Here is a 21,207-nt window from a genome sequence, read left to right as displayed (position 1 = left end):
TCATCGATAGCCGCGACCGGTTCTCCGTGCGCGGATCAAGGCTTCTCCGCCGGGGCAACGTCAACCCGCTGGCCCGGAACGACGCGGTGCGTCCCCTCGACAATGACCCTCTCGCCCGCCTGGAGCGTGCCGCGGACGAAGCTCCGGTCGCCGTCGTTCTCGATCACCTCAACCGGCCGCTTCGCGACGACCCCGTCGGCGTTGACCACCAGGACCGACCACAGCCCGCGTTTGCCGGGCGAGAGCGAAGATGTCGGTGTCCAGAAGCCGTCGATCGCGATCGACTCGTCTAGCGCGACCTTCGCCACCTGTCCCGGCACCAAGTTGGCCGAATCCGTTAGCCGCAGCACCACGTTCTGCGTGCGAGTCTCCGGGTCGAGCTCGGGACGCACCGACTGGACAACGGCGTAGTGCTGCTGTCCGTCGACCACGATCGGCAGCGATTGGCCCGCTTCCAACCGGCCGGCCGCCGACGGGGGCGCCCCGACCCACGCCTCCAGTGCGTCCTCTTCGACGAGGTCGATGACTGGCTCCCCGGGCGCGACGACGGTCCCCTCATCGAGCCGGCGCCGGGACACCCGCCCTGTGAACGGCGCTCGGAGGACGGCGTCTTCGAGCTGGTGGTCGATGTCCGCGAGCTGCGCTCGGAGGGCCTCGACCTGCCCGCGTTGGGCGGCGATCTCCTCAGGACGCGTGCCGGCCTCGAGTTCGGCCAACACCTGTTGAGCCGACTCGGCGCGGGCTGCCGCCGCACGAAACGCGTAGACCGCCTCCTCGTACTCCTCTTGGCTGATCGCTTCGGTCGGCGCCAGTTCGTGCCGGCGTTTCCGTCGGCGTTCGGCGATGTCGCGTTGCGCGGCGAGGCTCCTCGCGTCGGCTCGCGCGGCGGCGATGGTCTGCTGTCGCGGTCCGGCGATCAGCTCCTCCAGCCGTGCGATGGCCGTCGCCAATTCGGCGGCGGCCTTTGCCCGCGTCGCTTCGAGTCGGCGGGTGTCGAGCGCCGCGAGCGGCTGGCCCTGCTCGACGCGGTCGCCTTCGTCGACGGCTACCGAAACCAGTTTGCCGGCCGATTCGAACGACAGCACACTGCGTCGTCGCGGCTGGAGCGTGCCGGTGTAGACGCGCTCGCGTAACAGCGAGTCGACGGGCTCGGCGATGCGCACCCCCACAGTCGCGGCGGGGGCGTCCGATGCGTCGGCCGGCGTCGCCGACGCGCCCGCTCGCGAGGCGGCCTGCGATGCGTCGCCCCCCGCCGAGGCCGCGCCCAGCAATCCGACCAGGATCGCCAATCCGGCCCCGCCCAGCCAACGGCCCGTCAGTTTTTGACGGTCCGTCAACGCACGGCCAAAAAAAAGCGGCGGCCCGCTCCGCCCTTCGCGCGACGGGCGGCTGGCTTCACCGGGGGGCGAACTGTTCATGCCGAAAACACTGCTGTTTGACGCGGTCCATGTGAAAGGGGTAGTCATAATCGTCGCTCATCGGCGCCCAGCGGTAGCCGTCGAGCATCATCGACTGGTTCGTTCGTAGCGACGACACCGCGCTCTCGATCCCGATCTCGTTCAAGGCGTGGCTCGTGTGAGCAATGATTTGTGCGCCGAGGTAAATCGACCACAGCCCGAAGACAACTTCCTCGGGCTGAACCCGATCGTCGAGTGTCAGTTCCCCGGCTGCCAACGCGTCGTGGACGATCCGCACGACGGTCGCCATGCACCGTCGCTCGCACGATTCCATCAAGCGCCGGCGCTCGGGCGATGTTTTCTCCCAGATCGACGCGGCCCGAACGATCTGCTCGACTTTAAAGTGATAGGGGAACTGTTCGACGAACGCCTCAGCGGCGGCGCCGACCGTCGCTAGGCGGACGCGGGTCGGCGCGACGTGCCCGGCGGCGGCCTCAAACATCCGCAGTCTTGTGTCGAGGGCATCGTTCGTCAGAGCGAGCAGGATCTCTTCCTTGTTGCGGAAGTGCTGGTAGATCGTGCCCTTCGAGTACTCGATCTCCGAGGCGATCCGGTCCATGTTGAGGCCCAGATAGCCCCCCTCAAGGACCTGCTCCCGAGCTACCGACAGGATCCGCGCCTCACGGACCCGGACCTCGCGCTGCTTGCGGGTTTCGCCGGGGCGTTCTGCGAGATCGACGCGTGTCGTTGGCGGCGGTGTCGAGGTATTGGCGATCATGGCTCCTAACTGACTATTCGTCATGTCTTGACGTTTCGTCAAGGCAGAAGCGCGAAGCTAACCAGAAAATGCCCCGCACCCAACGGAGAGAGACCAAACCCGCTCGGCGCGCCTCGCCGCGGAAGTGGCGCCTGAGCGGCGACACAAAGCCTTTCAAGGAAGGGGTTTAGCTATTCCTTAATGACTTCTTTCACCGGCTGCACGAAGTGCGGCGACTTGCCCTTGGCCGTTAGTTCGTCGGCCTTCTTTTGGGCCTCTTTCTTCTGACTGTAGTCGTAAAGAGCGACCCGCTTGAGCGACTGATTGAAGACGCCCCAAAACGCCTTCAAGCGGACTTCGGCGGCTGCCTTGCTGCGGGTGGTCTTCTTCTTGGCCGCTGCTTTTTTCTTCTTCGGGGCGAGCGCTTCGTCGGCTTTCTCACGCGCCTCGGCCGCTTCGGCCTCGGCTCGAAGGTCTTTGCGGTTAACGACTTTACGAGCCATAAAGGCAGCCTGTATCGGGCGGACCGAAATCGGGGAAAGCGGCCAGACGCCGCGAAAGCCGGATTTTACCGCAACTCCCCGCCGGCTCCTACCGGGCGTCAGGCGGTCGGCGCCGGATCGGGACGGATGTCGATCCTCAGCTTCTTCGTGATCTCGTCCAAAGCCGCCTGGAACGTGATGATCGGCCGCCGGCGCACCCGTGAAACGGCTTGCCGCGATCGGGCGTAGGCGAAAACCCTGAGCACGAGCGACTCCGGCAGCTCGTCCCTCTCGACCGTGTCGATCACCGCGTCGATATAGGCGAACTCGACCGGGCGCCGGACCTGCAAGCCAAAGACGAGCTGCTCGCGGAGCGTGAGCTCGCGGTTTTCCGTCGTCTGACCAAAGCTGTCGGCAGCCGGCGCGATAAGTGCAAGCGTCGCGGCTAGCAACGCTCTGCGGCGCTGATAAGCGGATCCGCGGGAGTCGAGGAACATGCTGTCAGGCGGGGCTAATGCGAAGGGCGGCGCGAAGTGTCCGCGGGGCGCTACCAAAACCCAAGGCGCCGGAGAAGGCCATTCCGCCAATCGGACGAAAATGGCGCTGCGGCAACCTCAAAGCGCGACCGCTAGGGGTTCCCTGAACTATGCTTTGGCGATAGGGTTCCTGGCCCACCGGAAAGCCCGGCCTTGCGACCCGCTGGGTCGACAGGAATCGCGGCCTGAAGGTCACGCCGCGCGGGCCACTTTCCGATACCAGGGAAGCCGCCCGCTTGCGGCGACGCGACAAACCGAACACCGCGGTCGACGACCGCGTATCCGATCCAAGCTTTCGACCAGCATTCCGCCGGGAGGACCTAAAAATTCGATTGGCCCGAGCCGATCCATGGCCGCGCGCAGCGCTGTCCGGTTCGCGTCTTTCTTCGAGCGACTCCACTCCGTCGCAATCGGTCGGAAGTTTGATAGAGAAGCCGTGGTCGACTCGCTCGACCGCGGCTTTCTTTTTTTTGGAGCCCAGCGGAAACTTCACCTCCCCCCCCCCCTCCCCGAAACGAACGCCTTCTCCGCCGACCCACCACGGCGCCCCCCTTGGACCAGCCCGCCAAACACGCCGACGCCCCCTGGCGGCGCGAGTACCCGTTCGCTTCGCGCTGGCTGCAGCTCGAGCAGGGGGCGATGCACTACGTCGACGAGTCGCCCGCTCGCAACTCGGCTGGCGTGGTGCTGTTCGTGCACGGCAACCCCACCTGGTCGTTTCACTGGCGCAGGCTGATCGCCGCGGCGCAGCACGAGCGGCGGTGCGTCGCAGTCGATCACCTCGGGTGCGGTCTCAGCGACAAGCCCGCGCGGCCCTTCCGGCTCGCAGACCGGATCGAGCACCTCGGCCGCTTGGTCGACGAGCTCGACCTCCGCGACGTCACGCTCGTGGCGCAAGACTGGGGCGGGGCCATCGGCCTCGGGGCGATGCTGCAGCGGAAGGACCGGCTGTCGGCACTCATGCTGCTGAACACCGGCGCCTGGCCGCCGCGGCGGGCGCCTCGGCGGATCGCCGTGTGCCGCACGCCGGTGCTGGGGCGGCTCGCGCTGCAGGGCGGCAATCTCTTCTCGCTGGCGGCCCTGCGGATGACGACCGAGAAACCGCTCGACTCGGCGGTGCGGTCGGGTTACCTCGCGCCGTACAACAGTTGGTCCAACCGCCGCGCGGTCTTTGAGTTCGTGAACGACATCCCCACAGGCCCGTCGCACCCAACGTGGCGGACGCTCGCCCAGATCGAACGGCGCCTGCCGGAGCTCGCAGGCTTGCCCATCCGTCTGGTTTGGGGCATGCGGGACTGGTGTTTCGACCGCGCCTGCCTGGAGCGGTTCTGCGAGATCTGGGCCGCCGCGCCGGACCTGCGCGTGCGGCGCCTGGAGCGGGCCGGCCACTGGGTCGCCGAGGATGCGCCCGAGGTCTGTGCCGCGGAGTTGACGAGTCTCATCGCCGAGTGCGACGGCCCAGCGGACCCGGCGCGCGCGGACGCGGGCGCCGCAAGGGAGAGCGTCTAGTCCATGGCCGATTTGTTCGAAGGCGATGCCGCTTACGCGATCCGCTTGGGGAAGCAGGCGTTCACCTTCAGCGCGGCCCACTTCATCACCTACGCGGGCGACACGTGCGAACCGCTGCACGGGCACAATTACCGCGTAGCGATCGAGGCCGAGGCGCCGCTCGACGCGAACCACTACGTGCTGGACTTCATAGCCACGCGCGACACGCTCGCCGGGATAGTTCGCCGACTCGACCACCGCATGCTCTTGCCCACGGAGCACCGGACCATCCGGGTCCAAAAGTCCGTCGGCCCGACCGGGGGGCACGAGGTGGTCGTTACGCACGGCGATCGACGCTGGGTGTTCCCAGCCGAAGATTGCGTGCTGTTGCCGGTGCCCAACACGACCGCCGAGAAGCTGGCCGAGTGGATCGGCAAGACGCTGCTCCAAGCCCTCGAGCAGAACGACGCGCCGCGGCCGGCCCGGCTGACGGTCGAGGTCGATGAATGCGAGGGGCAGATCGGCCGATGCCGCCTCGGCTGAGACGGGCCCCGCTCTTCTCGATGCGACTCCTACGACCGTCACAACCCGCGCGGCGTACGGGCGCCCATCGCCGACCGCCGACCCGCGGGCCGCGTCTGTCGACGTAGGCTTTCGCGATCGCTACGCCGCACTCCGACTGCGGCCGTGGGAGCAGACTCCAGACACCGACTACCGGAGCGGCGCAATGAAGGTCGAGCACATCAACCCGTTCTTGAAGGCGGTCACCAACACGTTCGCTACGATGCTGGCCGCCGACGCCCACCGCGGCGACCTGTCGCTCGGAGACCCGCGCCAGCGCCAGTACCCGATCAGCGGCCTGATCGGCCTGTCGGGCAAGGCGTCGGGCATGGTCGTGATCAACCTGTCGACCGAGGTCGCGCTAAAGGCCGCGTCGCAGATGCTGATGGAAGACATCAACGAGGTGAACGACGACGTGCTCGACGCGGTCGGCGAGCTCGCGAACGTCATCGCGGGCCAAGCCAAGACCGACCTGGCTCAATACGACCTGAACGTCAGCCTGCCGAACGTTGTGACCGGCGAAGGCCACGAGATCCGGTTCCCCTCCTCGACGCCGCCGCTGGCGGTCCCGTTCAAGACCGACTTCGGCCCGCTGAGGTTGGAGGTCGGCTTCGAGACAGTCGACGAGCCCGTCGCCGCACGCTGAGGCCGGACGAACCCCGGTCAGCCCTCGTGCTCGGCCGCCCACTTCGCGCTGGTGTTCTGCGCGTGACGCACCTGGCAACGGATCCTCGCGCCGACCGCCGGGTTGGGGCGGTGGGCGGGAGGGGTAGGTGGGCCGTCGCCCCAATAGCGGCCGATCTGTCGCCAAGCATCGTCGTCGGAACTCCACCGCCACCGCGTGCCGTCGGCGTCGCGGAACACGCGCCCGTCGGCCATCACGGCGGCGATCTTGGCGATCGCCACCGCCACGTCCGCCGGATCGGCCACCACGGCCCCGCCCCGCACGGCGAGTTCCTCGGCCCTCGAAGCGGCGGCCGCGATTGACTCGGCCGTGGGCGGCTCCTCGATCAGCACCTGCGCATAGTCGATCGAGCAATCGTAGGCCGGCGCATGGCACGAGACCCGCACCCCGTACCAGCGCGAGTCCCGGCAGACGTGCACGTAGGTCGATTCGCTGCCTGGCGAGCACTCGACCTCGACACGATGCCCCGCCGCCAGAGCCGAAGCCCGAGCCGCCTCGGCGACTTGCAGGGTCGCTAGGTCTCGGGGAATGGGCGTCGGATCGGAGGGATCGGTCACGGCCAAAGCCTAACCGCCCGCCGGCAGCACAGCCCACACGCTCGGTGAGCGTTAAACCGCTGTCAAGCTAGGCCGTGTGTGCTGATTTTGCCGAAAGCGCGGGCCCTCGGCCGCCGATACCTCTGAGGTGCCGACCGAGCAGACGCGGGCGGGCGGCCTTCCTTTGGACCTGCAGCTATGCGGCTACTAATCGCAGCCCTCGTCGTCGTGCCGGCGGTCGCTGCTAGCGGCTGCGCTGTTGCGCCCGAGGGACGCGACTCGCAGTCGGTAACCCACGACTTGGCCGACTACTTCGCTCGAGAGTGGCCGCTGTCGGGCCCTCCGGCGATCCCCACGGACGCGTCGCCGTGCGGGTGCGGCGGCTGCCACGCGGCGCCAGAGCCCGCCTGCGGCCCGTGTGACGGTGGTGAGAGCGGATGCGGCTGGCCGGACGACTGGAACGCTGGCCGGGGCTTGGCTGGCCACCAAGCTGCGACACTGCCCGACCCCCCGCCCGCGGTGCCGCTGGAGCCTCCCCCCCGAGGCCGATTCTTCCCCGTGCCGACTCGGCCGGCGTTCGAGCCACAGCCCGCGGTGGCGCCCTTCGGGGCAATTCCCGAATCGGGACGATATCGGGTGTCAAAATAGGGTGTCTATGAGGGGGAACGAATCTGGGGCTGGAGACGCGCCTGCGTAGGGCCGATCGACGATCGTGCCGACCGCATGGTTCGGCCGGTTGTAGGGGGCGCTGCCGGGCTCGGAGCCGGCGGGCGGTCCCGGCCGCTCGCCCAACGCCCCCGCCCGCCGTCGCACCTATGCCGTTCGCCCCGTCGTTTCGTCGTCGCACGTTCTGGTTGGCCGGCTTCGCCGGCGCGGCGGCCTCGTTGCTGGCGCCGGGACGCTGTTCGGCGGAGATCTCGCCGCTGCGGATGACGCCGATCGTTCGCGCGGTGCAGGCGGCGCGGCCGTCGGTCGTCAACATCCAGGGCCAGAAGACCGTCACCGACGAGGCGGCCCCCGGCGGCGGCGCCCGCCAAGTGAACGGGATGGGCACGGGCGTGGTGATCGATCCGCGCGGCTACGTGCTGACGAACCACCACGTGGTCGACGGCGTGCGGCAGATCCGCGTCACGCTCGACGACGGCTCGGTCGATGTCGCGAGGCTCGTCGCGCACGACCGCCGGACCGACCTGGCCGTGATCAAGATCAACGTTGGCCGAACGCTGCCGACGATCCCCGTCGGCGCCTCGCAGGACCTCATGCCCGGCGAGCCGGTCATCGCGGTGGGCAACGCCTACGGCTACGAGCACACCGTCACCCGCGGGATCATCTCGGCCCTGGGCCGGGACGTGCAGGTCAGCGACACCCAAGCGTACGACGACCTGATCCAGACCGACGCGAGCATCAACCCCGGCAACTCCGGCGGGCCGCTGCTATCGATCGAGGGCAAGATGATCGGCCTCAACGTGGCGGTGCGGGCGGGCGCCCAGGGCATCGGCTTCGCCATCCCGATCGACCAGGCGCTCGACGTGGCGGCCGAGCTGATGAGCGTCGAGCGGCTCGAGAACAAGTGGCACGGCCTCGACGTGGCAGGCTCGCGAAACGGCGCCGCGCTGGTCGTGCGGCGTGTCGACCCAGGCAGCCCCGCCGCACACTCCGGCGTGCGCCCGGGCGACGTCATCGAACAGCTCGGCGACGTGCGGGTCGAACGCGCACTGGACGTCGAGCGGGCTTTGCTCGGCCGGCGGATCGGCGAGAACGTCGAGCTCGCGGTCCGGCGTGGGGAACAACAGGTCGACCTCCGCTTGGCCGTGGCTCGCCGCGGCGACGCGCCGGCGCGGCAAGCGACCGCTCGGGTGGCCGCCGCAACCGAAGCTGCCGCCGGCGGCGACAAGGCGTGGAGCGTCTTGGGGCTCCGGCTCGAGCAGGAGCCGTCGCGCACGTTCCAACAGCGCCAGAGCCGCTACCGCGGCGGCATGCGAGTGACCGACGTCCGCGTCGACGGGCCGGCCGCGGCCAAGGGCATCCGCACCGGCGACATCCTCGTGGGCATGCACCGCTGGGAGACGGCCTCGGACGACGACGTCCGCTACATCGTCAACAACGAGTCGCTCAGCGACCTCGGCGAGGTGAAGTTCTACGTGCTCCGCGGCGCCGAGACGCTCTACGGCGCGATGCGGATCGAACCAGTCCTCCGCTAACGGCCTGCGAGCGGACGCTTGCCGAAGCGGCCTCGCTGGCTCAGGCTCTCTGGATGGAACTCGATTTCGTCCAGTGGCTCGCCGATCGGCTGCCACCAGAGAACCGGCCCGGCGAGGGCGTCGGCGACGACGCGGTCCTCTTGCCGCTCGGCGGCGGCCAGCTGGTGACCGCGGCCGACCTGCTGATCGACGGCGTGCACTTCTCGTCGCAGGAACACTCGCCCGAGCGGATCGGCCGCAAAGCGCTAGCCGTGAACCTCAGCGACCTGGCCGCGATGGCCTCCCGCCCGACCGGTTTCCTGCTCAGCCTAGCCGTGCCCCGCGGGGGCGCCGGCGGCCTGCCGCCAGACCGCTTGGCCCGACGCTTGGTCGAAGGGATGCTGCCGCTCGCCGAGGAGTTCGGCTGCCCGCTGGTCGGCGGCGACACGAACGTCGGCCCCGGGCCGCTCGTGCTGGCCGTCACGGTGTTCGGCGAACCGGGGCCCCGCGGGTCCACCCTCCGAAGCGGCGCTCGGGCGGGCGACGCGTTGCTGGTGACCGGAGAGTTGGGGGGCAGCCTTGCGGGCAAGCACCTCGACTTCACGCCGCGTGTGGCCGAAGCGCTCCGCCTTGTCGAAGCGACCGACGTCCATGCGATGATCGACCTCAGCGACGGGCTCTCGCTCGACCTCAACCGCCTGTGCCGCGCCAGCGGGGTTGGGGCGCGAGTCGAGGCGTCTCGGCTGCCGGTCTCGGAGTCGCTCGTGGATGAGCCCGACGCGATCGAGCGAGCGCTCTCCGACGGCGAAGACTTCGAGCTCCTGCTGGCCGTCGCCGACACGGAGAAGGACCGCTTGCTCCAGTCGCCGCCCGGCGGCTGCCGGTTGTTCTGGATCGGGAACGCCACGGAGCCGACCGACGTGGTGCTCCGCCGCTCCGGCGGCGCCGAGGAGCCCCTCCAGCCGCGGGGCTACGAGCACCGATGACTTACACGCTCGACCTCGCCGACGAACAAGCGACCGCCGAGCTCGGGCGCCGGCTGGCCCGCGCGCTGCAGCCGCCGGTGGTCGTCTGCCTCGTAGGCCCGCTCGGCGCCGGCAAGACGCGGCTGGTGCAGGCCGTGGCCGCGGAGCTGGGAGCGAGCGAGGAGGTCACCAGCCCTACCTTCGTACTGATCAACGAGTACCGCTCGGGCAGCGCGCCGGTCTACCACTTCGACGCCTACCGCCTGACGGACGAGGACGAGCTGCTGCAGCTCGGCGCCGAGGAATACTTCGCCGGCCACGCACCGGCCGGCCCGGGCCTGGTGTTCGTCGAGTGGGGCGACCGCTTCGACCGTTTGTTGCCCGCCGACCGCGTGACGGTGCGGCTGGAGCCGACCGGCGAAACCACCCGCCGCGCGACGATCAGCGACCCGGCCGGCCTGCTCACCCAGACGATCACAGCGGGCGGCGACTGACCGGCTCAGGCGTCGCGGTTGGCCGCTTCTTGCTCCGCAACGGGCGGCGCGGCCTCGGCCTCGACCGGCGGTGCGTCGGGATCGACCTCGGGGTAGCCGTTTTGGATCTTTTCGGTCCCGACCCGCTGTTCGACCTCGTAGAGGATCCGTTCGGTGGTGGGCCGGTGGTACTTGTAGTTGTCGATCAAGAACCGCCGGCTGCGCCCCTTCGCGTCACGGTAACGCAGGTACGCAATCCCCTTGTCGCGCCACTGCTTCTTCTCGATCGCGGCGACCTGGTCGAGCGAGAACGACTCGCCCCAACGCGACGTAATCCCGTCGCCGTTGAGCTCGATCCACCGCCCGTTGGTGCGCGCGACCGTGGTCAAGAACCACACGCCCGCCACCAGCCCCAACGCCGCGAAGATGTAGTTGCTATAGATGTCCGCCTGGGTGCGGAGCTTGCTGAAGGGCTCGGGGGGCAAGGTCTCGGCCTGGGCTGTCTCCGCCCAAGCGGCCTGGAGCTCGTCGGACTTCTTGTAGAGCTGCAAGAAGGCTTGGTACTCCTCCGCGCGACCATGCACCTGCTGCCGGACGTCGGCCTTTTGCTCGTCCGACAGCTTGCTGTCGACCAACTCGTAGAAGGCCTCGCTCCGCTCCATCTGCGCCGGGTAGCGGATGAACCCGTCGTACACGGAGTAGGCCATGAACGCCAGCGCGCCGAGGCCGAGCCACTTGAAGCGGCTGTAGAACTTCGGGTTGTTTTCGGCGCGGAGGGGGAGCGTCGTGGCTTGGCTCACGGCGGGTTCTCGCTGGGGGCGCTAGTCGTGCGGGGTCGACGTGCCGTCGGGCCCTCGTTTGGCATAGCCATTCTGACCGGCGGAAATCTGGCGGGGCCTCCCCGCCGGCTCGGCGCGTGGCGAAACGCAACGGCCCGCCCGGCGCGACTGCTCCAAACGTCACAACCGGGTCGCCGGGCGAACACTCAAAGAATATAGCGGCTGAGGTCCTCGTCGCGAGTGACCTCGTCCAGCCGCTCCCGCACGTACGCGGCGCCGATCGGCACGCTGGCTCCGCCCATCTCGGGCGCCTCGAACGAGAGCTCCTCGAGCAGCCGCTCCATGATGGTCGACAGCCTGCGGGCGCCGATATTCTGGGTCGACTGGTTGACCGTGTAAGCGTACTCGGCCAGCGCGTCGATCGCGTCGGCGTCGAAGTCGATCTTCACCCCCTCGGTCTGCATCAGCGCGGCGTACTGCTTGGTCAGCGCGCCCCGTGGCTCGGTGAGGATGCGGACGAAGTCTTCCTTCGTGAGGTCGCTCAGCTCGACCCGGATCGGGAACCGCCCCTGCAGCTCGGGCATCAGGTCGCTGGGGCTGACCTTGTGGAACGCGCCGGCCGCGATGAACAGGATGTGGTCGGTCTGCACGTAGCCGTAACGCGTCTGCACGGTCGTCCCCTCGACGATCGGCAGCAGGTCGCGCTGCACGCCCTGGCGAGAAACGTCGGCGCCCTTGCCCCCCTCGGTGGCGACCACCTTGTCGATCTCGTCGAGGAAGATCACGCCAGAGTCTTGCGCAAGGTCGACCGCCTCGGCGTTGACCTTCTCGGTGTCGATGAGCCGCTCGCACTCTTGCTCGAAGATCACCTTCCTCGCTTCGGCGATCGGCATGCGGCGCCGCGAGACCTGCTTGGGCAGCATCTTCTCGATCATGCCCTGCACGTCGAAGTCCATCTCGCCCCCCGGGCCGCCCATCCCCGGGATCATCATCGCCTGCGGCTTCCGCTCGATCGCGACCTCGACGGTGCGGTCTTCGAGCTCGCCGGCGACCAGCATCGCGCGCATCTTCTCGCGGTTGCGCTCGTGCCGCTCCTGCGCGTCCTCAACGCCGGCCCCCGCGTCGAACGAATTGGGCGCCGGCACGAGCTTGTCGAGCAGCCGCTCGTCGGTCCGCCGGCGGGCCTCCGGCTCGACCTCGCCCCGCAGTCGCTCGCGGACCAGGGCGATCGCGCTGTCGACGAGCTCGCGCACCATGCTCTCGACGTCGCGGCCGTAGTAGCCGACCTCGGTGTACTTGGTGGCCTCGACCTTGATGAACGGGGCGCCGGTGAGCTTGGCCAGGCGGCGGGCGATCTCGGTCTTGCCGACGCCCGTCGGGCCGATCATCAGGATGTTCTTGGGGGACACCTCGCGTTGCAGCTCCTTGTCGAGCCGCCGCCGGCGCCAGCGGTTGCGGATCGCCACCGCCACGGCTCGCTTCGCGTCGCCTTGACCGACGATGTAGCGGTCGAGCTCTTCGACGATCTTCTTGGGCGTCAGGTCTTTCAAAACTTGGTGGCGGGTTACGGAAAAAGGGGCGGGGCGTCGACTCGGCCCGGTGCTCAATCCCGCGATTCGGCGGCGAGCGTCTCGACGAGGATGTTCCGGTTGCTGTAAACGCAAATGTCGCCGGCGATGCCGAGCGCCTCGCGGACAATCTCTTCGGCCGACAGCGAAGAGTGGGCCACCAGGGCCCGTGCCGCGGCGGTCGCAAAGTTGCCCCCCGAGCCGATGCCGAGCACGCCGTCCGATGGTTGGATGACGTCGCCGGTGCCGGAGACCAAGAGGGTGTCGCGGGCGTCGGCCACGGCGATCAGGGCCTCGAGGCGTCGCAGCGCCCTGTCGGTGCGCCAGTCCTTGGCGAGCTCGGTCGCCGCGCGGGGCATGTTCTGTGGGTAGTCCTTGAGCCTCGCCTCGAACCGCTCCAGCAGCGCGAACGCGTCGGCGGCCGACCCGGCGAAGCCGGTCATTACGCGGCCGTCGCCGATCGTGCGGACCTTCCGCGCATCGGCCTTCATGACGGTGTCGCCGAGACTCACTTGGCCGTCGCCCCCCATCGCGACCGTGTCGCCGACACGCACGGTGAGGATCGTTGTCGACCGGATTCGAGGGGTTTTCATACCATCGGATTGTCGAGCGATCGCTCCGATTTGCCCAGTGCCCAACCGGCCCCAAGCGGGGCGGCGGGCAGTCACTTTGGCGGCTTTTCGAGCGACTGGGCCTTACAAAGCGCACCCTTTTGCGACGCCGCGCGGCCGCACTTGAGGCAGACGTACTGCGGCTGCGAGACCAATTCCCGCAACTCCTCGAAGCGTTCGCGGAGGTCTTTCTTGCTCCAATCGCAGAGGGTTTTCTGTTTCGACACGGCGGGGCGGACGGGGGGCGGGTGGGCCGTTAGACTCGGGCGGTGTGCTTGTATTTTGACTGGTCGGCGCAATCGGAGAAACCACCGTGCCGAGTTCTCGCGTCTCGCGTAGCCCGCTGCTGATGTCGCCCGATGAATCCGCCCTGTTGGTGGTCGACCTGCAGGAGAGGCTGCTGGCCGCCCAAGGCGACGCCGAGCGGATCGTCTGGAACGCGCGCCGCCTCGCCCAAGCAGCCGCCGCGCTCGGCGTGCGGCGTGCGGCCACCGAACAAGCCCCCGAGAAGCTCGGCCCAACGGTCGCGCCGCTCGCCGAGCTGCTGCCGCCGCGGCTTCCCAAAGCCGACTTCAGCGCGGGCGCGTGCGTGGACCTGCTCGAAGAGTGGTCTCGGGAGGGCGTCAGGAGCGTGGTGCTCGCGGGGATCGAGACCCACGTGTGCATTGCTCAGACGGCGCTGGACCTGCTTTCGGCCGGCTTCGAGCCGCACGTGGCGGTCGACGCGGTCGGGTCACGGTTCGCCGTCGATCACCAGACCGCGTTGCGGAGGCTCGAAGGCTCGGCCGTCACGCTCACCACCACCGAGGCGACGCTGTTCGAATGGTGCGAGTCGTCGGCAAACCCGGCGTTTCGGGAGATTAGCAAGCTCGCCAAAGAGGGCGGGCCTTGAGCCCCGGCATCCGACGCGGCGTGACTATTTGGCGACCGTTTCTGGCTCCTCGCCCGGCTTAGCGGCAAGGCGATTCCCCGTGCGTCGCACCACGCGGCGGTGCGCTTCAATGCCGTTGCGTACGTCGAGCAATTCGGGGCTGGTGGCGACCGAATCGAGATCGCCCTCGGCTTCGACAAACCGCCGCAGCCGCGCGAGTTTCACCTCGAAGGGGGCCTCGTCGGTGGGCCCCCGCCCCGGCGCGGCGCCCCAATTCACGATCGTGTTGCCGGTCGATCGCAGGCGGTAGCTGTAGAACCTCACCCCGCCCCGCACTTCGGGCGGGAGTTCGACGTGGATCTCGTACAGGTGCAGCTCGGGCCACGCGTCGCCGAACGCGGCGAGGATCGCCGTGGCGCCGGTGAGCTGCTGCGTGGGCCACGGCGAGGGGTCGAACGGCGCTCGGGCGCCATCGCCGACGGCGACGGCGATCCGAGGAAGCCGAGCGACCAGGCGCTCGGGCAGGTCGCTGCTGGGGAGCCGGACCGTGTCGACATCGATCGGCGTCATGCCGTCCGGCAACATCACGGTCGCCAGCGGCCGCCGGTATTCCAAGCGAGCCACGACGCGGTCCGGCGGCGCCAGCGTGATCGAATCGACACGGCGAACCCAAGGGTGGCCGAGCAACGCGTCGCTCAGCGTGCGCTCCAGCTCCGGCCGCGGCGACAGGACTGAGAGCTCTGCCCCCTCGTCGATCGCGGAGAAGACTTGCTCCGGGAGGTCGCCCCTCACCCACGGCGGGGGCTCGTTCACCTCGAGCGCTGCCGCGGTCAATCGGTACTGCGGCCGCCGGGCGACCTCGGGTTGAAAGACCCGCCACGCGGCCTGAGCCGCGCACCACAGGGCCGCTAGGATCGCTAGCGACGTGAGCACGCCGCGTCGGGCGACGATGGCCTGCCGCAGCCCTGCGAAGAGCGTCTGCGAAGACGGATTGGGTTCGGGCACGGTGTCGGCTCCTCGGTCGCCCCTCGCCCGGGAGGCTCGCGCGCCGCCGGATGGCGTCGCGTCTCGGGAGCGGCCCCCGCCGATTACCAGATCTCGATCGCCAGCTCCAGCTCGATCCCCATCCGCTCGTGCACCCGGTTGCGGACCAGGTCGATCAGCTTCAGCAGGTCGTCGGAGGTGGCGCTCTCGGCGGCGACGAAGAAGTTGGCGTGTTTGTCGCTCACGCTGGCGCCGCCGATCGTCGCGCCCTTCAGGCCGGCCTGGTCGATCAGCATGCCGGCGCTCATTCCGCGGGGGTTCCGGAAGATCTGCCCCCGCCGCTGGTGGCTCATGGGCTGGCTGGCCTTGCTCACGATCCACTGCTTCTGCATCCGCTTGGTGAGCTCGGACGGGTCGGCCTGTTCGAGTTCGAAGACCGCCTCAACGATGGCTAGCTCGTCGAGGCTGCTCTCGCGGTACCCGAAGACCATCTCCGAGCGCTCGCGGGTGAGGGTCTCACCGGCCCTGGTCATGACCGTCGCCTCGGCGACCCACTGTCCGATATCGCCGCCGCGTCCGCCCGCGTTGTGGTGCAAGGCTGCGCCGACCGTGCCGGGAATCCCCACGAGCGTGTCGAGGCCCGCCAGCCCGGCGCGGACCGTCTCGTTGATGACGGTCGCCAGCGACGCGCCAGCCCCCACTCGGACCCGGGCGCCCTCGACACGGACGCGGGCGAACTCGGGGTCGTCGAGGAGGATGACCACGCCGGGCACGCCGGCGTCGCGGGCCAGCACGTTGGAGCCAGATCCGAGCAGCCGCACCGGCGTGGCGTCGTCGCGGCAGCGGGTGACGACCTCGGCCATTTGATCGGCGCTGGCTGGTTGCGCTAGCTGGGCGGCGGGCCCCCCCACGCCGAACCACGTCCGCTCGGCCAGCGGGGCGTCGGCCGTGAAGATGGTTTCCAAACCGGTGGTGAGCGCCATGGTCGGGTCGTGGGCAGGCTCGCGGGGCGTGATACCGATATTCAAGGCGAATCCCCCTTCCGGCGGAAGGGACGCGTGCCGGTCACGCCAGCTGCGTTTGCCGGGCCGCTTCGTACGCGGTCACCGCGACGGCCACCGACAGGTTCAGGCTGCGGACCTCGGGCCGCGTCGGGATCCGCAGCCGGCGGTTGGGGAACTCGCTGTGCAGCGAGTCCGGCAGCCCGCTCGACTCGGCGCCGAACACCAGCGCGTCGCCGGGTTGGTAGTCTGCCTCGAGGTAGGAGCGATCGGCTCTCTTGGTGAGCAGCCACAACCGATCGGTCGGCAGCCGCCGGCGGAGGTCGGCCCAGTCGTCGACGACCTGCCAGTCCAGGTGGGCCCAGTAATCGAGCCCGGCGCGCTTCAGCTGCCGGTCGTCTAGCTGGAAGCCAAGCGGCCGCACCAGCCAGAGCTTGGCCCCGAGCGCCACGCACGTGCGCCCCACGCTCCCCGTGTTGTAGGGGATCTCGGGCTGGTAGAGCACGACGTGCAGCTCGGGCATCTCGCGGTCGCTTCGGGCACGGGCGGCGATGGGCGCCGTGGGCGCCGCCGAGACCAACAAAAAACCGTGGCGGACCGAAGGTTCGGCCCGCCACGGCGTGAGCTCACGGTGCGAAGAAGCGGGGGGCGGACGGCGCTCAGCCGACCATGTCCTTGAGCTTCTTCAGCGGGCGGATCTTCACGACGTTCTTCGCGGGCTTGGCCTTGAAGATCGTCGGCTCGCCGGTGAACGGGTTGATGCCCTCGCGCTCCTTGGTGGCGGGCTTGTGCTGCAGGGTGATCTTGCAAAGGCCCGGGATCGAGAACATCTTCGGCGCGCCGCGGCCGGTCAGAGCCTTCTCGATCTGCGCGTCGAGCGCGTCGAAGACCTCGGCGACTTGCTTCTTGGTCAGCCCGGTCGCGTCGGCGATGTTGGCGTAGATCTCGGTCTTGGTAGGCGGCTTGGGGGCGGCTTTCGCCATGGGGTGGTATCCTCCGTTCGTGACGATATGACTCGCCGGGACTCCGTCCCTGGACGCGCTGTCCGTGGATGCGATTTGCGGCGAGACGCTATTGGGTGATAGCTCGGCTTGCGCCCGGCGGGCGACCCGGGAGATTAAAACGAGGTAGGTCTCGGCCCTACAAGCGGGAAAAGCGCGTCTGTGCCGAGAAAAACGGGGGTTACGGCCCTCGGAGGCCGACGACCCGCCCCGACATGGCCCCGACGCGTGTCGCGAAGCGGCATGGGAACCAGGCAGCTTGCAGGGAAGGCATAACGCCTTATGAATAATACACTTAGCGTTGATCTGAAGGCTCAGTCGGGCTGTCAGCCAAGCCGTCCATTCGACGCGGCCGGCGCCCTCCCTCGGCTTCTTGGGATAGTCCTCGCGGCAAGCGGCCTTTTTTTCGGTTTTCAGCCGGTTTTCGCCGAGGAAACGGCCCCCGAGCCCCAGACAGCCGAATTCAGCCGTCTGTACTTCGGCCTCCAAACGGTGACCGATCGCGAAGTCGAGTCGCGTCTAGAGCTGGTCCTCGACCTGCTTTCCAACCAGCGGTACGGCGAAGCGGCGCCGCTCGTGGAACGCCTCGCCGGGAAGAAAGCCGACACGGTTGACGCGGCAGGCGCGAGCCTCGAGCAACGCCTGGTCGACGCGATCGCCGCCGCGCCCCGCGAAGGCCGATCGGTCGTCTTGACCGTTCTCCAGGGCCAGTACGACCAACGACTCAAGTCGGCGTCCGGCGTGACGCAGCTGCAGCAGATTGTTGCCGACTGGCCGCCCGAGCTGTTCGGCGACGCCGCTCTCTTGACCTTGGCGGCCAACGAGGCCGCGTCGGGCGCACCGCAACGCTCGGCTCAAATCTACCGCGTGGCCCGCGAGGCGCGCGTGGCCGCCGGCGATGCGGCGCCCTCGTGGTTGCGGCTGAGAGAAGCGGCCAACTGGCGACGCGCCGGCCGCGACGACTTGGCGTCGGCGGCCGCGTCCGGCTTGAGAGAGATCGCCGAGCCGCTTCGCGCGCCCAGTCCTCCGAGACCGCCGTCTGCGCCCCCTAGCGGTTGGCTGAGCTGGCTTTGCGAGTTCGCTAGCGATCAAAACGGCCGAAGTGGCGGCGGGCCCAGCGGGGGGTTCCAAAACGCGCCGGTCGCCGCGAATGACACCGGGGTGTACGTCGTCAGGGAAGACTCGCTGCTCGCCTACGACGCGGCCTCCGGCCGGCTGAACTGGGCGGCCGAGGTCGCCCAGCGCGGGACTTCACAGCGGGGCCGCCGCGAGTCGACGCCGGTCGGCTCGATCGCGTGCGACGATCAGTTTGTGTACGCGGTGGCCGCCTCGCCCGAGCGACGGATCGCAACGCCGGATACATTGCGCTCGTCGATCGAGAGCCACTGGCGCCGGCGGTCCGACACCGCCGAGACGCCCAACCGCCTCGTCGCGCTGGACGCCGCCGCCGGGGGCAAGCTCCGCTGGGCCCTCGACGGCGCCGACGCGGACAGCCCGGTGTCGGGCGCGGCGTTCCTCGGTCCTCCGAAGCCCGCTGAAACGCGCCTGTACGCGCTCACGAGCCGCGACCAAACCGTCAGCCTGGTCGAGGTCGCGGCCGACACGGGCGAGGTGCGATGGACCCAGCCCTTGGTTCGGTTTGAACGCGCGGCGCCCGCCAGGGTGGCGGAGATTCCAGCGATTCCCGTAGTCGGCGAGCGCCTGATTTACTGCCCAACGGCGCGCGGCGCGGTCGCGGCGGTCGACCCCGTGCGGCGGCGGCTGGCTTGGATCCACTACCTGCCCGTCCCCGCCGAAGCGCAAGATGGCCGGCCGCAACGCGGTTGGCAGGGCCTCAACGCGGGGGATCTCAGGGCGTGGGAGAACGACGAGGTCGCTTGGCGGCACTCCGCCGTCATCGAGAACGGCGACCGCCTCATCGTCGCGACCCCCGCCGCGCCGACTATCGAAGCGCTCGACCCGGCGACCGGCGAGTCGATCTGGGCGGTCTCGCGCGACGAGGGGCTGAGCATCGCCGGCGTCGTCGACGACTCGGTTGTGGTGATCGAGAGCGGCGCCATCAGCTCGTGGGCGGTGAGTGACGGTCGCGAGCTGTGGTCCGTCTCGCTCGATGGCGACCGCCCCGTCGGCCACGGCGCGGTCGTCGGCGACCGCGTGATCGTGCCGACACGGTCGGGGCGATTCGCCGTGGTTTGCGCGGGCGAGACCGAATCCGCTCGGCTTGAGTGGGTGTCCACCGACACCAACCCGTTGGTGGCGCCCGTCCAACTCGGCGATCTCATCGTGAGCGCTGGCGGCCTGTTCAGTTGCTCGGATCGAGCGGTCGGACGGTGGGCGTGCGATGCCGATCGGGCCCCGACGCGCGAAGCGGCGTCGCTCTCGTACTGGCAAGGACGCTACGAAGCCGCCCCCGACGACCCTCAGGCAATCGCCCGCTACGCAGCCGCGTTGCTCGAATCGGCCGACGCGGGGCGGATCGCCCCGGTCGAGGCGGCGAGCGAGCTGGAACGCCTCGAGGCGGGCCCCCGCGCGGACGCGTTCGCCGCCGCCCTGCGGCTGACCGCCGAGGGCGCCGACCCTTCCACTCTGCTGGCCACCGCCCGGCGGCTCAGCAACTCACCGGCGGCAGACTGCGTTCTGCGTCGGTCCGGGGGCCTCGAACTACGCGCCGCGCGGCTCGCGGAAGGCGTCCTCTCACGCCGCGAGCCCGAGCCCGAGCCCGCCGAACCCCCGGAGCGTGGCGCTTCGATCACGTGGTCGACCCACCACGTCCGCAGCCAGCTCGCTGTCGGCACGCCTGAGCCGATCCTCACCCGGAGTTCGCGGCGGCGACACAGCGGCCGCAGGTTCCAGCACCAGACGTTCGAGCCGGCAATCCGCGAACCGAGCCCGACCGACCCGACCGACCTGCAGTTGATAACCCGAGGTAACCAGACGGTCGTCGTCGCGACCAATCGGTTCGGTGAGGGGGTGTTCGCAGAAGCCTTGCCGAGCGGTCCCCCCGACCGGCGCAGCAACCGCCCGCCCGACCCGGGCGAGCCCAACCACTGCCTGTGGCGAGGCCGGCTAGCCGTTCGACTCGAGGACGGCTACGCCGTTTACCGACTGAATCCGGCCGAGGGTTCGCTCGCAGGCGGCCGGGCAGGCCTGCTTTGGACGAGTCGGTCGGCGAGCCGGGCGGACTGGCCCGACCCGCTCGACGACACACCAGCGGTAGAGAGCCCGATGGCGATCGGGCCCTGGGGCGTCGTGTCGATCAGTGATCGCTCGCTTGCCTGCCGCGACCTCGAGTCGGGCCGACTGGCGTGGCGGCGCCCGCTCGCCGGCAGAGCGAACGCGACCCGCGTGCTGGCCGTCAACGACCGACTGATCGTCTGCGACGGCGAGAACCCTGCCCTTCGTCTCGCCGCGTGGACGGGTGAACCGAGTGGCGCCGAGGGGCGTTTTCCGGCTCCGGACAGTTGGGTTTGCCAAGCCGGCGACGCGTTGCTTACGCAGTCCAAAGCGCGGGAGTCGCGGCGTTTTTCGATTTGGCCGTTGGCCGATGAGAACGAGCCGAAGCTGTGGGAACGGTCGTTCCCGGCCGATTCGGTGGCCGCCCTCTGCGGTGGCGATTTGCTTCTGGTGCTCGACCCAGACTGCCGGCTCACGGCAATCGACATCGCGCGCGGCGAAGAGCGGTTCGAAACCCGTCTGCCTGCCTTCGACGATTCACCGGTCCGCGACCTGCGTGCGCGCCCGCTCGGAGAGCGGATCCTCGTAGAGGTCGATCGGGGGACGGCGATGCTCGATCAAGCGCGCGGCGCCGCCCCGCTGGGGCCCGAGCCGCTGCTGACCGGAGAATTGCACTGCCTGGATCGGAAGAGCGGCGAGCCGGCGTGGGTCTCGCCGGCGATCATCCAGCGTATGGCGGTCTTGCAGACGGCCATCGCCGACCCGCCGGTCCTGCTGCTCGCCCGCGGCGCCGCTTCGGCAAGCGGCGAGTCCGACGACACGCCGGAGCTCGTGCTAGCAGCCCTCGACGCCCGCACGGGGGCGACGCTCATGCGACGCTCGGGGCTGCCCGCGGACCAGCCAATCGAAGCGCCTCCGGCGTGGGCCGTGTTGGAACGGGGCGACACGGAGCGGGTCGTCGCCCGGGTCGGACGCGTCGCCCTGCGGCTGGAAACGACCGACCGCCCGGCCCCGCCCCGGCCGCCGATGGACGCTCGGGTCGAAGACCCCGACGCGCAGCGGCGGCCCGACCTGGAGGACCTCGAACAAGGGGTCGACCGGCTGTTCCAGTGGATCGAAGAAGCCGAACAATGAACTCGGCGTGGGCCGCGGCGGTAG

General features: G+C 69.3%; 21 protein-coding genes. 8 read left to right on the top strand and 13 right to left on the bottom strand.

Going from position 1 to position 21,207, the window contains the following annotated elements; all coding sequences use genetic code 11:
* Positions 1 to 35 precede the first annotated feature (35 nt).
* From RIC11_RS12025 to RIC11_RS12010, 4 genes are all read right to left on the bottom strand, one after another.
* On the bottom strand, positions 36 to 1,337 hold the full coding sequence (locus tag RIC11_RS12025; protein WP_350211540.1) for an efflux RND transporter periplasmic adaptor subunit: 1,302 nt from the start codon (positions 1,335 to 1,337) through the stop codon (positions 36 to 38).
* Between the two features lie 58 nt (positions 1,338 to 1,395).
* Positions 1,396 to 2,217, bottom strand: a complete 822-nt coding sequence (locus tag RIC11_RS12020) for a TetR/AcrR family transcriptional regulator (RefSeq protein ID WP_350211538.1) — start codon at positions 2,215 to 2,217, stop codon at positions 1,396 to 1,398.
* 128 nt (positions 2,218 to 2,345) lie between these two features.
* Positions 2,346 to 2,657 carry a hypothetical protein gene (locus RIC11_RS12015; RefSeq protein WP_350211536.1) on the bottom strand — a complete coding sequence of 104 codons (312 nt, stop codon included), beginning with the start codon at positions 2,655 to 2,657 and terminating at the stop codon, positions 2,346 to 2,348.
* Positions 2,658 to 2,755: 98 nt separating this feature from the next.
* Positions 2,756 to 3,133 (bottom strand): hypothetical protein, encoded by a 378-nt coding sequence (locus RIC11_RS12010; protein WP_350211534.1) that lies wholly within the window; start codon positions 3,131 to 3,133, stop codon positions 2,756 to 2,758.
* 591 nt (positions 3,134 to 3,724) lie between these two features.
* On the opposite strand from RIC11_RS12010, the gene RIC11_RS12005 reads away from it, so the two are divergent.
* From RIC11_RS12005 to RIC11_RS11995, 3 genes are all read left to right on the top strand, one after another.
* A complete protein-coding gene (locus RIC11_RS12005; protein ID WP_350211532.1) occupies positions 3,725 to 4,681 on the top strand; it encodes an alpha/beta fold hydrolase in 957 nt (318 codons plus the stop codon).
* A gap of 3 nt (positions 4,682 to 4,684) precedes the next feature.
* Positions 4,685 to 5,203 carry a 6-pyruvoyl trahydropterin synthase family protein gene (locus tag RIC11_RS12000; RefSeq protein WP_350211530.1) on the top strand — a complete coding sequence of 173 codons (519 nt, stop codon included), beginning with the start codon at positions 4,685 to 4,687 and terminating at the stop codon, positions 5,201 to 5,203.
* Between the two features lie 184 nt (positions 5,204 to 5,387).
* Entirely contained in the window at positions 5,388 to 5,867 is a 480-nt protein-coding gene (locus tag RIC11_RS11995; RefSeq protein ID WP_350211528.1) for a chemotaxis protein CheX, read from the top strand.
* A 17-nt stretch (positions 5,868 to 5,884) separates the two neighbouring features.
* On the opposite strand, the gene RIC11_RS11990 is transcribed toward RIC11_RS11995, so the two are convergent.
* Complete coding sequence (locus RIC11_RS11990; RefSeq protein ID WP_350211526.1) at positions 5,885 to 6,463, bottom strand: hypothetical protein; 579 nt, start codon at positions 6,461 to 6,463, stop codon at positions 5,885 to 5,887.
* A gap of 794 nt (positions 6,464 to 7,257) precedes the next feature.
* Here RIC11_RS11990 and RIC11_RS11985 point away from each other — a divergent pair.
* From RIC11_RS11985 to tsaE, 3 genes are read left to right on the top strand one after another with little or no spacing between them, the layout of a single operon-like run.
* Entirely contained in the window at positions 7,258 to 8,643 is a 1,386-nt protein-coding gene (locus RIC11_RS11985) for a trypsin-like peptidase domain-containing protein (RefSeq protein WP_350211524.1), read from the top strand.
* Between the two features lie 53 nt (positions 8,644 to 8,696).
* Positions 8,697 to 9,608: a thiamine-phosphate kinase gene (thiL, locus tag RIC11_RS11980; RefSeq protein WP_350211523.1), complete on the top strand. Its 912-nt coding sequence runs from the start codon at positions 8,697 to 8,699 to the stop codon at positions 9,606 to 9,608.
* Positions 9,605 to 10,081, top strand: a complete 477-nt coding sequence (gene tsaE / locus RIC11_RS11975) for a tRNA (adenosine(37)-N6)-threonylcarbamoyltransferase complex ATPase subunit type 1 TsaE (RefSeq protein ID WP_350211521.1) — start codon at positions 9,605 to 9,607, stop codon at positions 10,079 to 10,081. Before thiL ends, tsaE begins: the two co-directional genes overlap by 4 nt.
* Positions 10,082 to 10,086: 5 nt before the next feature.
* Here the strand turns inward: tsaE and RIC11_RS11970 are convergent, their stop codons facing one another.
* The 4 genes from RIC11_RS11970 to RIC11_RS11955 form a co-directional block, all read right to left on the bottom strand.
* Positions 10,087 to 10,860: a hypothetical protein gene (locus RIC11_RS11970; RefSeq protein WP_350211519.1), complete on the bottom strand. Its 774-nt coding sequence runs from the start codon at positions 10,858 to 10,860 to the stop codon at positions 10,087 to 10,089.
* Positions 10,861 to 11,045: 185 nt separating this feature from the next.
* Entirely contained in the window at positions 11,046 to 12,389 is a 1,344-nt protein-coding gene (gene hslU / locus RIC11_RS11965) for an ATP-dependent protease ATPase subunit HslU (RefSeq protein ID WP_350211517.1), read from the bottom strand.
* 53 nt (positions 12,390 to 12,442) lie between these two features.
* Positions 12,443 to 13,000, bottom strand: a complete 558-nt coding sequence (hslV, locus tag RIC11_RS11960; RefSeq protein WP_350211515.1) for an ATP-dependent protease subunit HslV — start codon at positions 12,998 to 13,000, stop codon at positions 12,443 to 12,445.
* 71 nt (positions 13,001 to 13,071) lie between these two features.
* Positions 13,072 to 13,245 carry a hypothetical protein gene (locus RIC11_RS11955; protein WP_350211513.1) on the bottom strand — a complete coding sequence of 58 codons (174 nt, stop codon included), beginning with the start codon at positions 13,243 to 13,245 and terminating at the stop codon, positions 13,072 to 13,074.
* 86 nt (positions 13,246 to 13,331) lie between these two features.
* Here RIC11_RS11955 and RIC11_RS11950 point away from each other — a divergent pair, with 86 nt between their 5' ends.
* Complete coding sequence (locus RIC11_RS11950; protein ID WP_350211511.1) at positions 13,332 to 13,910, top strand: isochorismatase family protein; 579 nt, start codon at positions 13,332 to 13,334, stop codon at positions 13,908 to 13,910.
* Positions 13,911 to 13,934: 24 nt separating this feature from the next.
* On the opposite strand, the gene RIC11_RS11945 is transcribed toward RIC11_RS11950, so the two are convergent.
* From RIC11_RS11945 to RIC11_RS11930, 4 genes are all read right to left on the bottom strand, one after another.
* Positions 13,935 to 14,894, bottom strand: coding sequence for a cell division protein FtsQ/DivIB (locus tag RIC11_RS11945; RefSeq protein ID WP_350211510.1), 960 nt, complete (start codon positions 14,892 to 14,894; stop codon positions 13,935 to 13,937).
* An 83-nt stretch (positions 14,895 to 14,977) separates the two neighbouring features.
* Positions 14,978 to 15,856 (bottom strand): UDP-N-acetylmuramate dehydrogenase, encoded by an 879-nt coding sequence (gene murB / locus RIC11_RS11940; RefSeq protein ID WP_350211508.1) that lies wholly within the window; start codon positions 15,854 to 15,856, stop codon positions 14,978 to 14,980.
* Between the two features lie 82 nt (positions 15,857 to 15,938).
* Positions 15,939 to 16,397: a tRNA (cytidine(34)-2'-O)-methyltransferase gene (locus RIC11_RS11935; RefSeq protein ID WP_350211506.1), complete on the bottom strand. Its 459-nt coding sequence runs from the start codon at positions 16,395 to 16,397 to the stop codon at positions 15,939 to 15,941.
* A gap of 136 nt (positions 16,398 to 16,533) precedes the next feature.
* A complete protein-coding gene (locus tag RIC11_RS11930; protein WP_350211504.1) occupies positions 16,534 to 16,857 on the bottom strand; it encodes an HU family DNA-binding protein in 324 nt (107 codons plus the stop codon).
* Between the two features lie 510 nt (positions 16,858 to 17,367).
* Here RIC11_RS11930 and RIC11_RS11925 point away from each other — a divergent pair.
* The gene (locus RIC11_RS11925; RefSeq protein WP_350211502.1) at positions 17,368 to 21,183 is read left to right on the top strand and encodes an outer membrane protein assembly factor BamB family protein; all 3,816 of its coding nucleotides are present in this window, start codon (positions 17,368 to 17,370) and stop codon (positions 21,181 to 21,183) included.
* Positions 21,184 to 21,207: the final 24 nt, after the last annotated feature.

This window comes from Botrimarina sp. (genome assembly GCF_040219535.1).
Classification (GTDB): domain Bacteria; phylum Planctomycetota; class Planctomycetia; order Pirellulales; family Lacipirellulaceae; genus Botrimarina.
This window is presented reverse-complemented; position numbering and strand designations above follow the sequence as displayed.

What these genes read in the sequence shown, in the direction of transcription:
- RIC11_RS12015 (WP_350211536.1), bottom strand. Translation starts at nt 2,657, where the DNA reads ATGGCTCGTAAAGTCGTTAACCGCAAAGACCTTCGAGCCGAGGCCGAA.
- RIC11_RS12010 (WP_350211534.1), bottom strand. Translation starts at nt 3,133, where the DNA reads ATGTTCCTCGACTCCCGCGGATCCGCTTATCAGCGCCGCAGAGCGTTG.
- RIC11_RS12000 (WP_350211530.1), top strand. Translation starts at nt 4,685, where the DNA reads ATGGCCGATTTGTTCGAAGGCGATGCCGCTTACGCGATCCGCTTGGGG.
- RIC11_RS11995 (WP_350211528.1), top strand. Translation starts at nt 5,388, where the DNA reads ATGAAGGTCGAGCACATCAACCCGTTCTTGAAGGCGGTCACCAACACG.
- RIC11_RS11985 (WP_350211524.1), top strand. Translation starts at nt 7,258, where the DNA reads ATGCCGTTCGCCCCGTCGTTTCGTCGTCGCACGTTCTGGTTGGCCGGC.
- thiL (WP_350211523.1), top strand. Translation starts at nt 8,697, where the DNA reads ATGGAACTCGATTTCGTCCAGTGGCTCGCCGATCGGCTGCCACCAGAG.
- tsaE (WP_350211521.1), top strand. Translation starts at nt 9,605, where the DNA reads ATGACTTACACGCTCGACCTCGCCGACGAACAAGCGACCGCCGAGCTC.
- hslV (WP_350211515.1), bottom strand. Translation starts at nt 13,000, where the DNA reads ATGAAAACCCCTCGAATCCGGTCGACAACGATCCTCACCGTGCGTGTC.
- murB (WP_350211508.1), bottom strand. Translation starts at nt 15,856, where the DNA reads ATGGCGCTCACCACCGGTTTGGAAACCATCTTCACGGCCGACGCCCCG.
- RIC11_RS11935 (WP_350211506.1), bottom strand. Translation starts at nt 16,397, where the DNA reads ATGCCCGAGCTGCACGTCGTGCTCTACCAGCCCGAGATCCCCTACAAC.
- RIC11_RS11930 (WP_350211504.1), bottom strand. Translation starts at nt 16,857, where the DNA reads ATGGCGAAAGCCGCCCCCAAGCCGCCTACCAAGACCGAGATCTACGCC.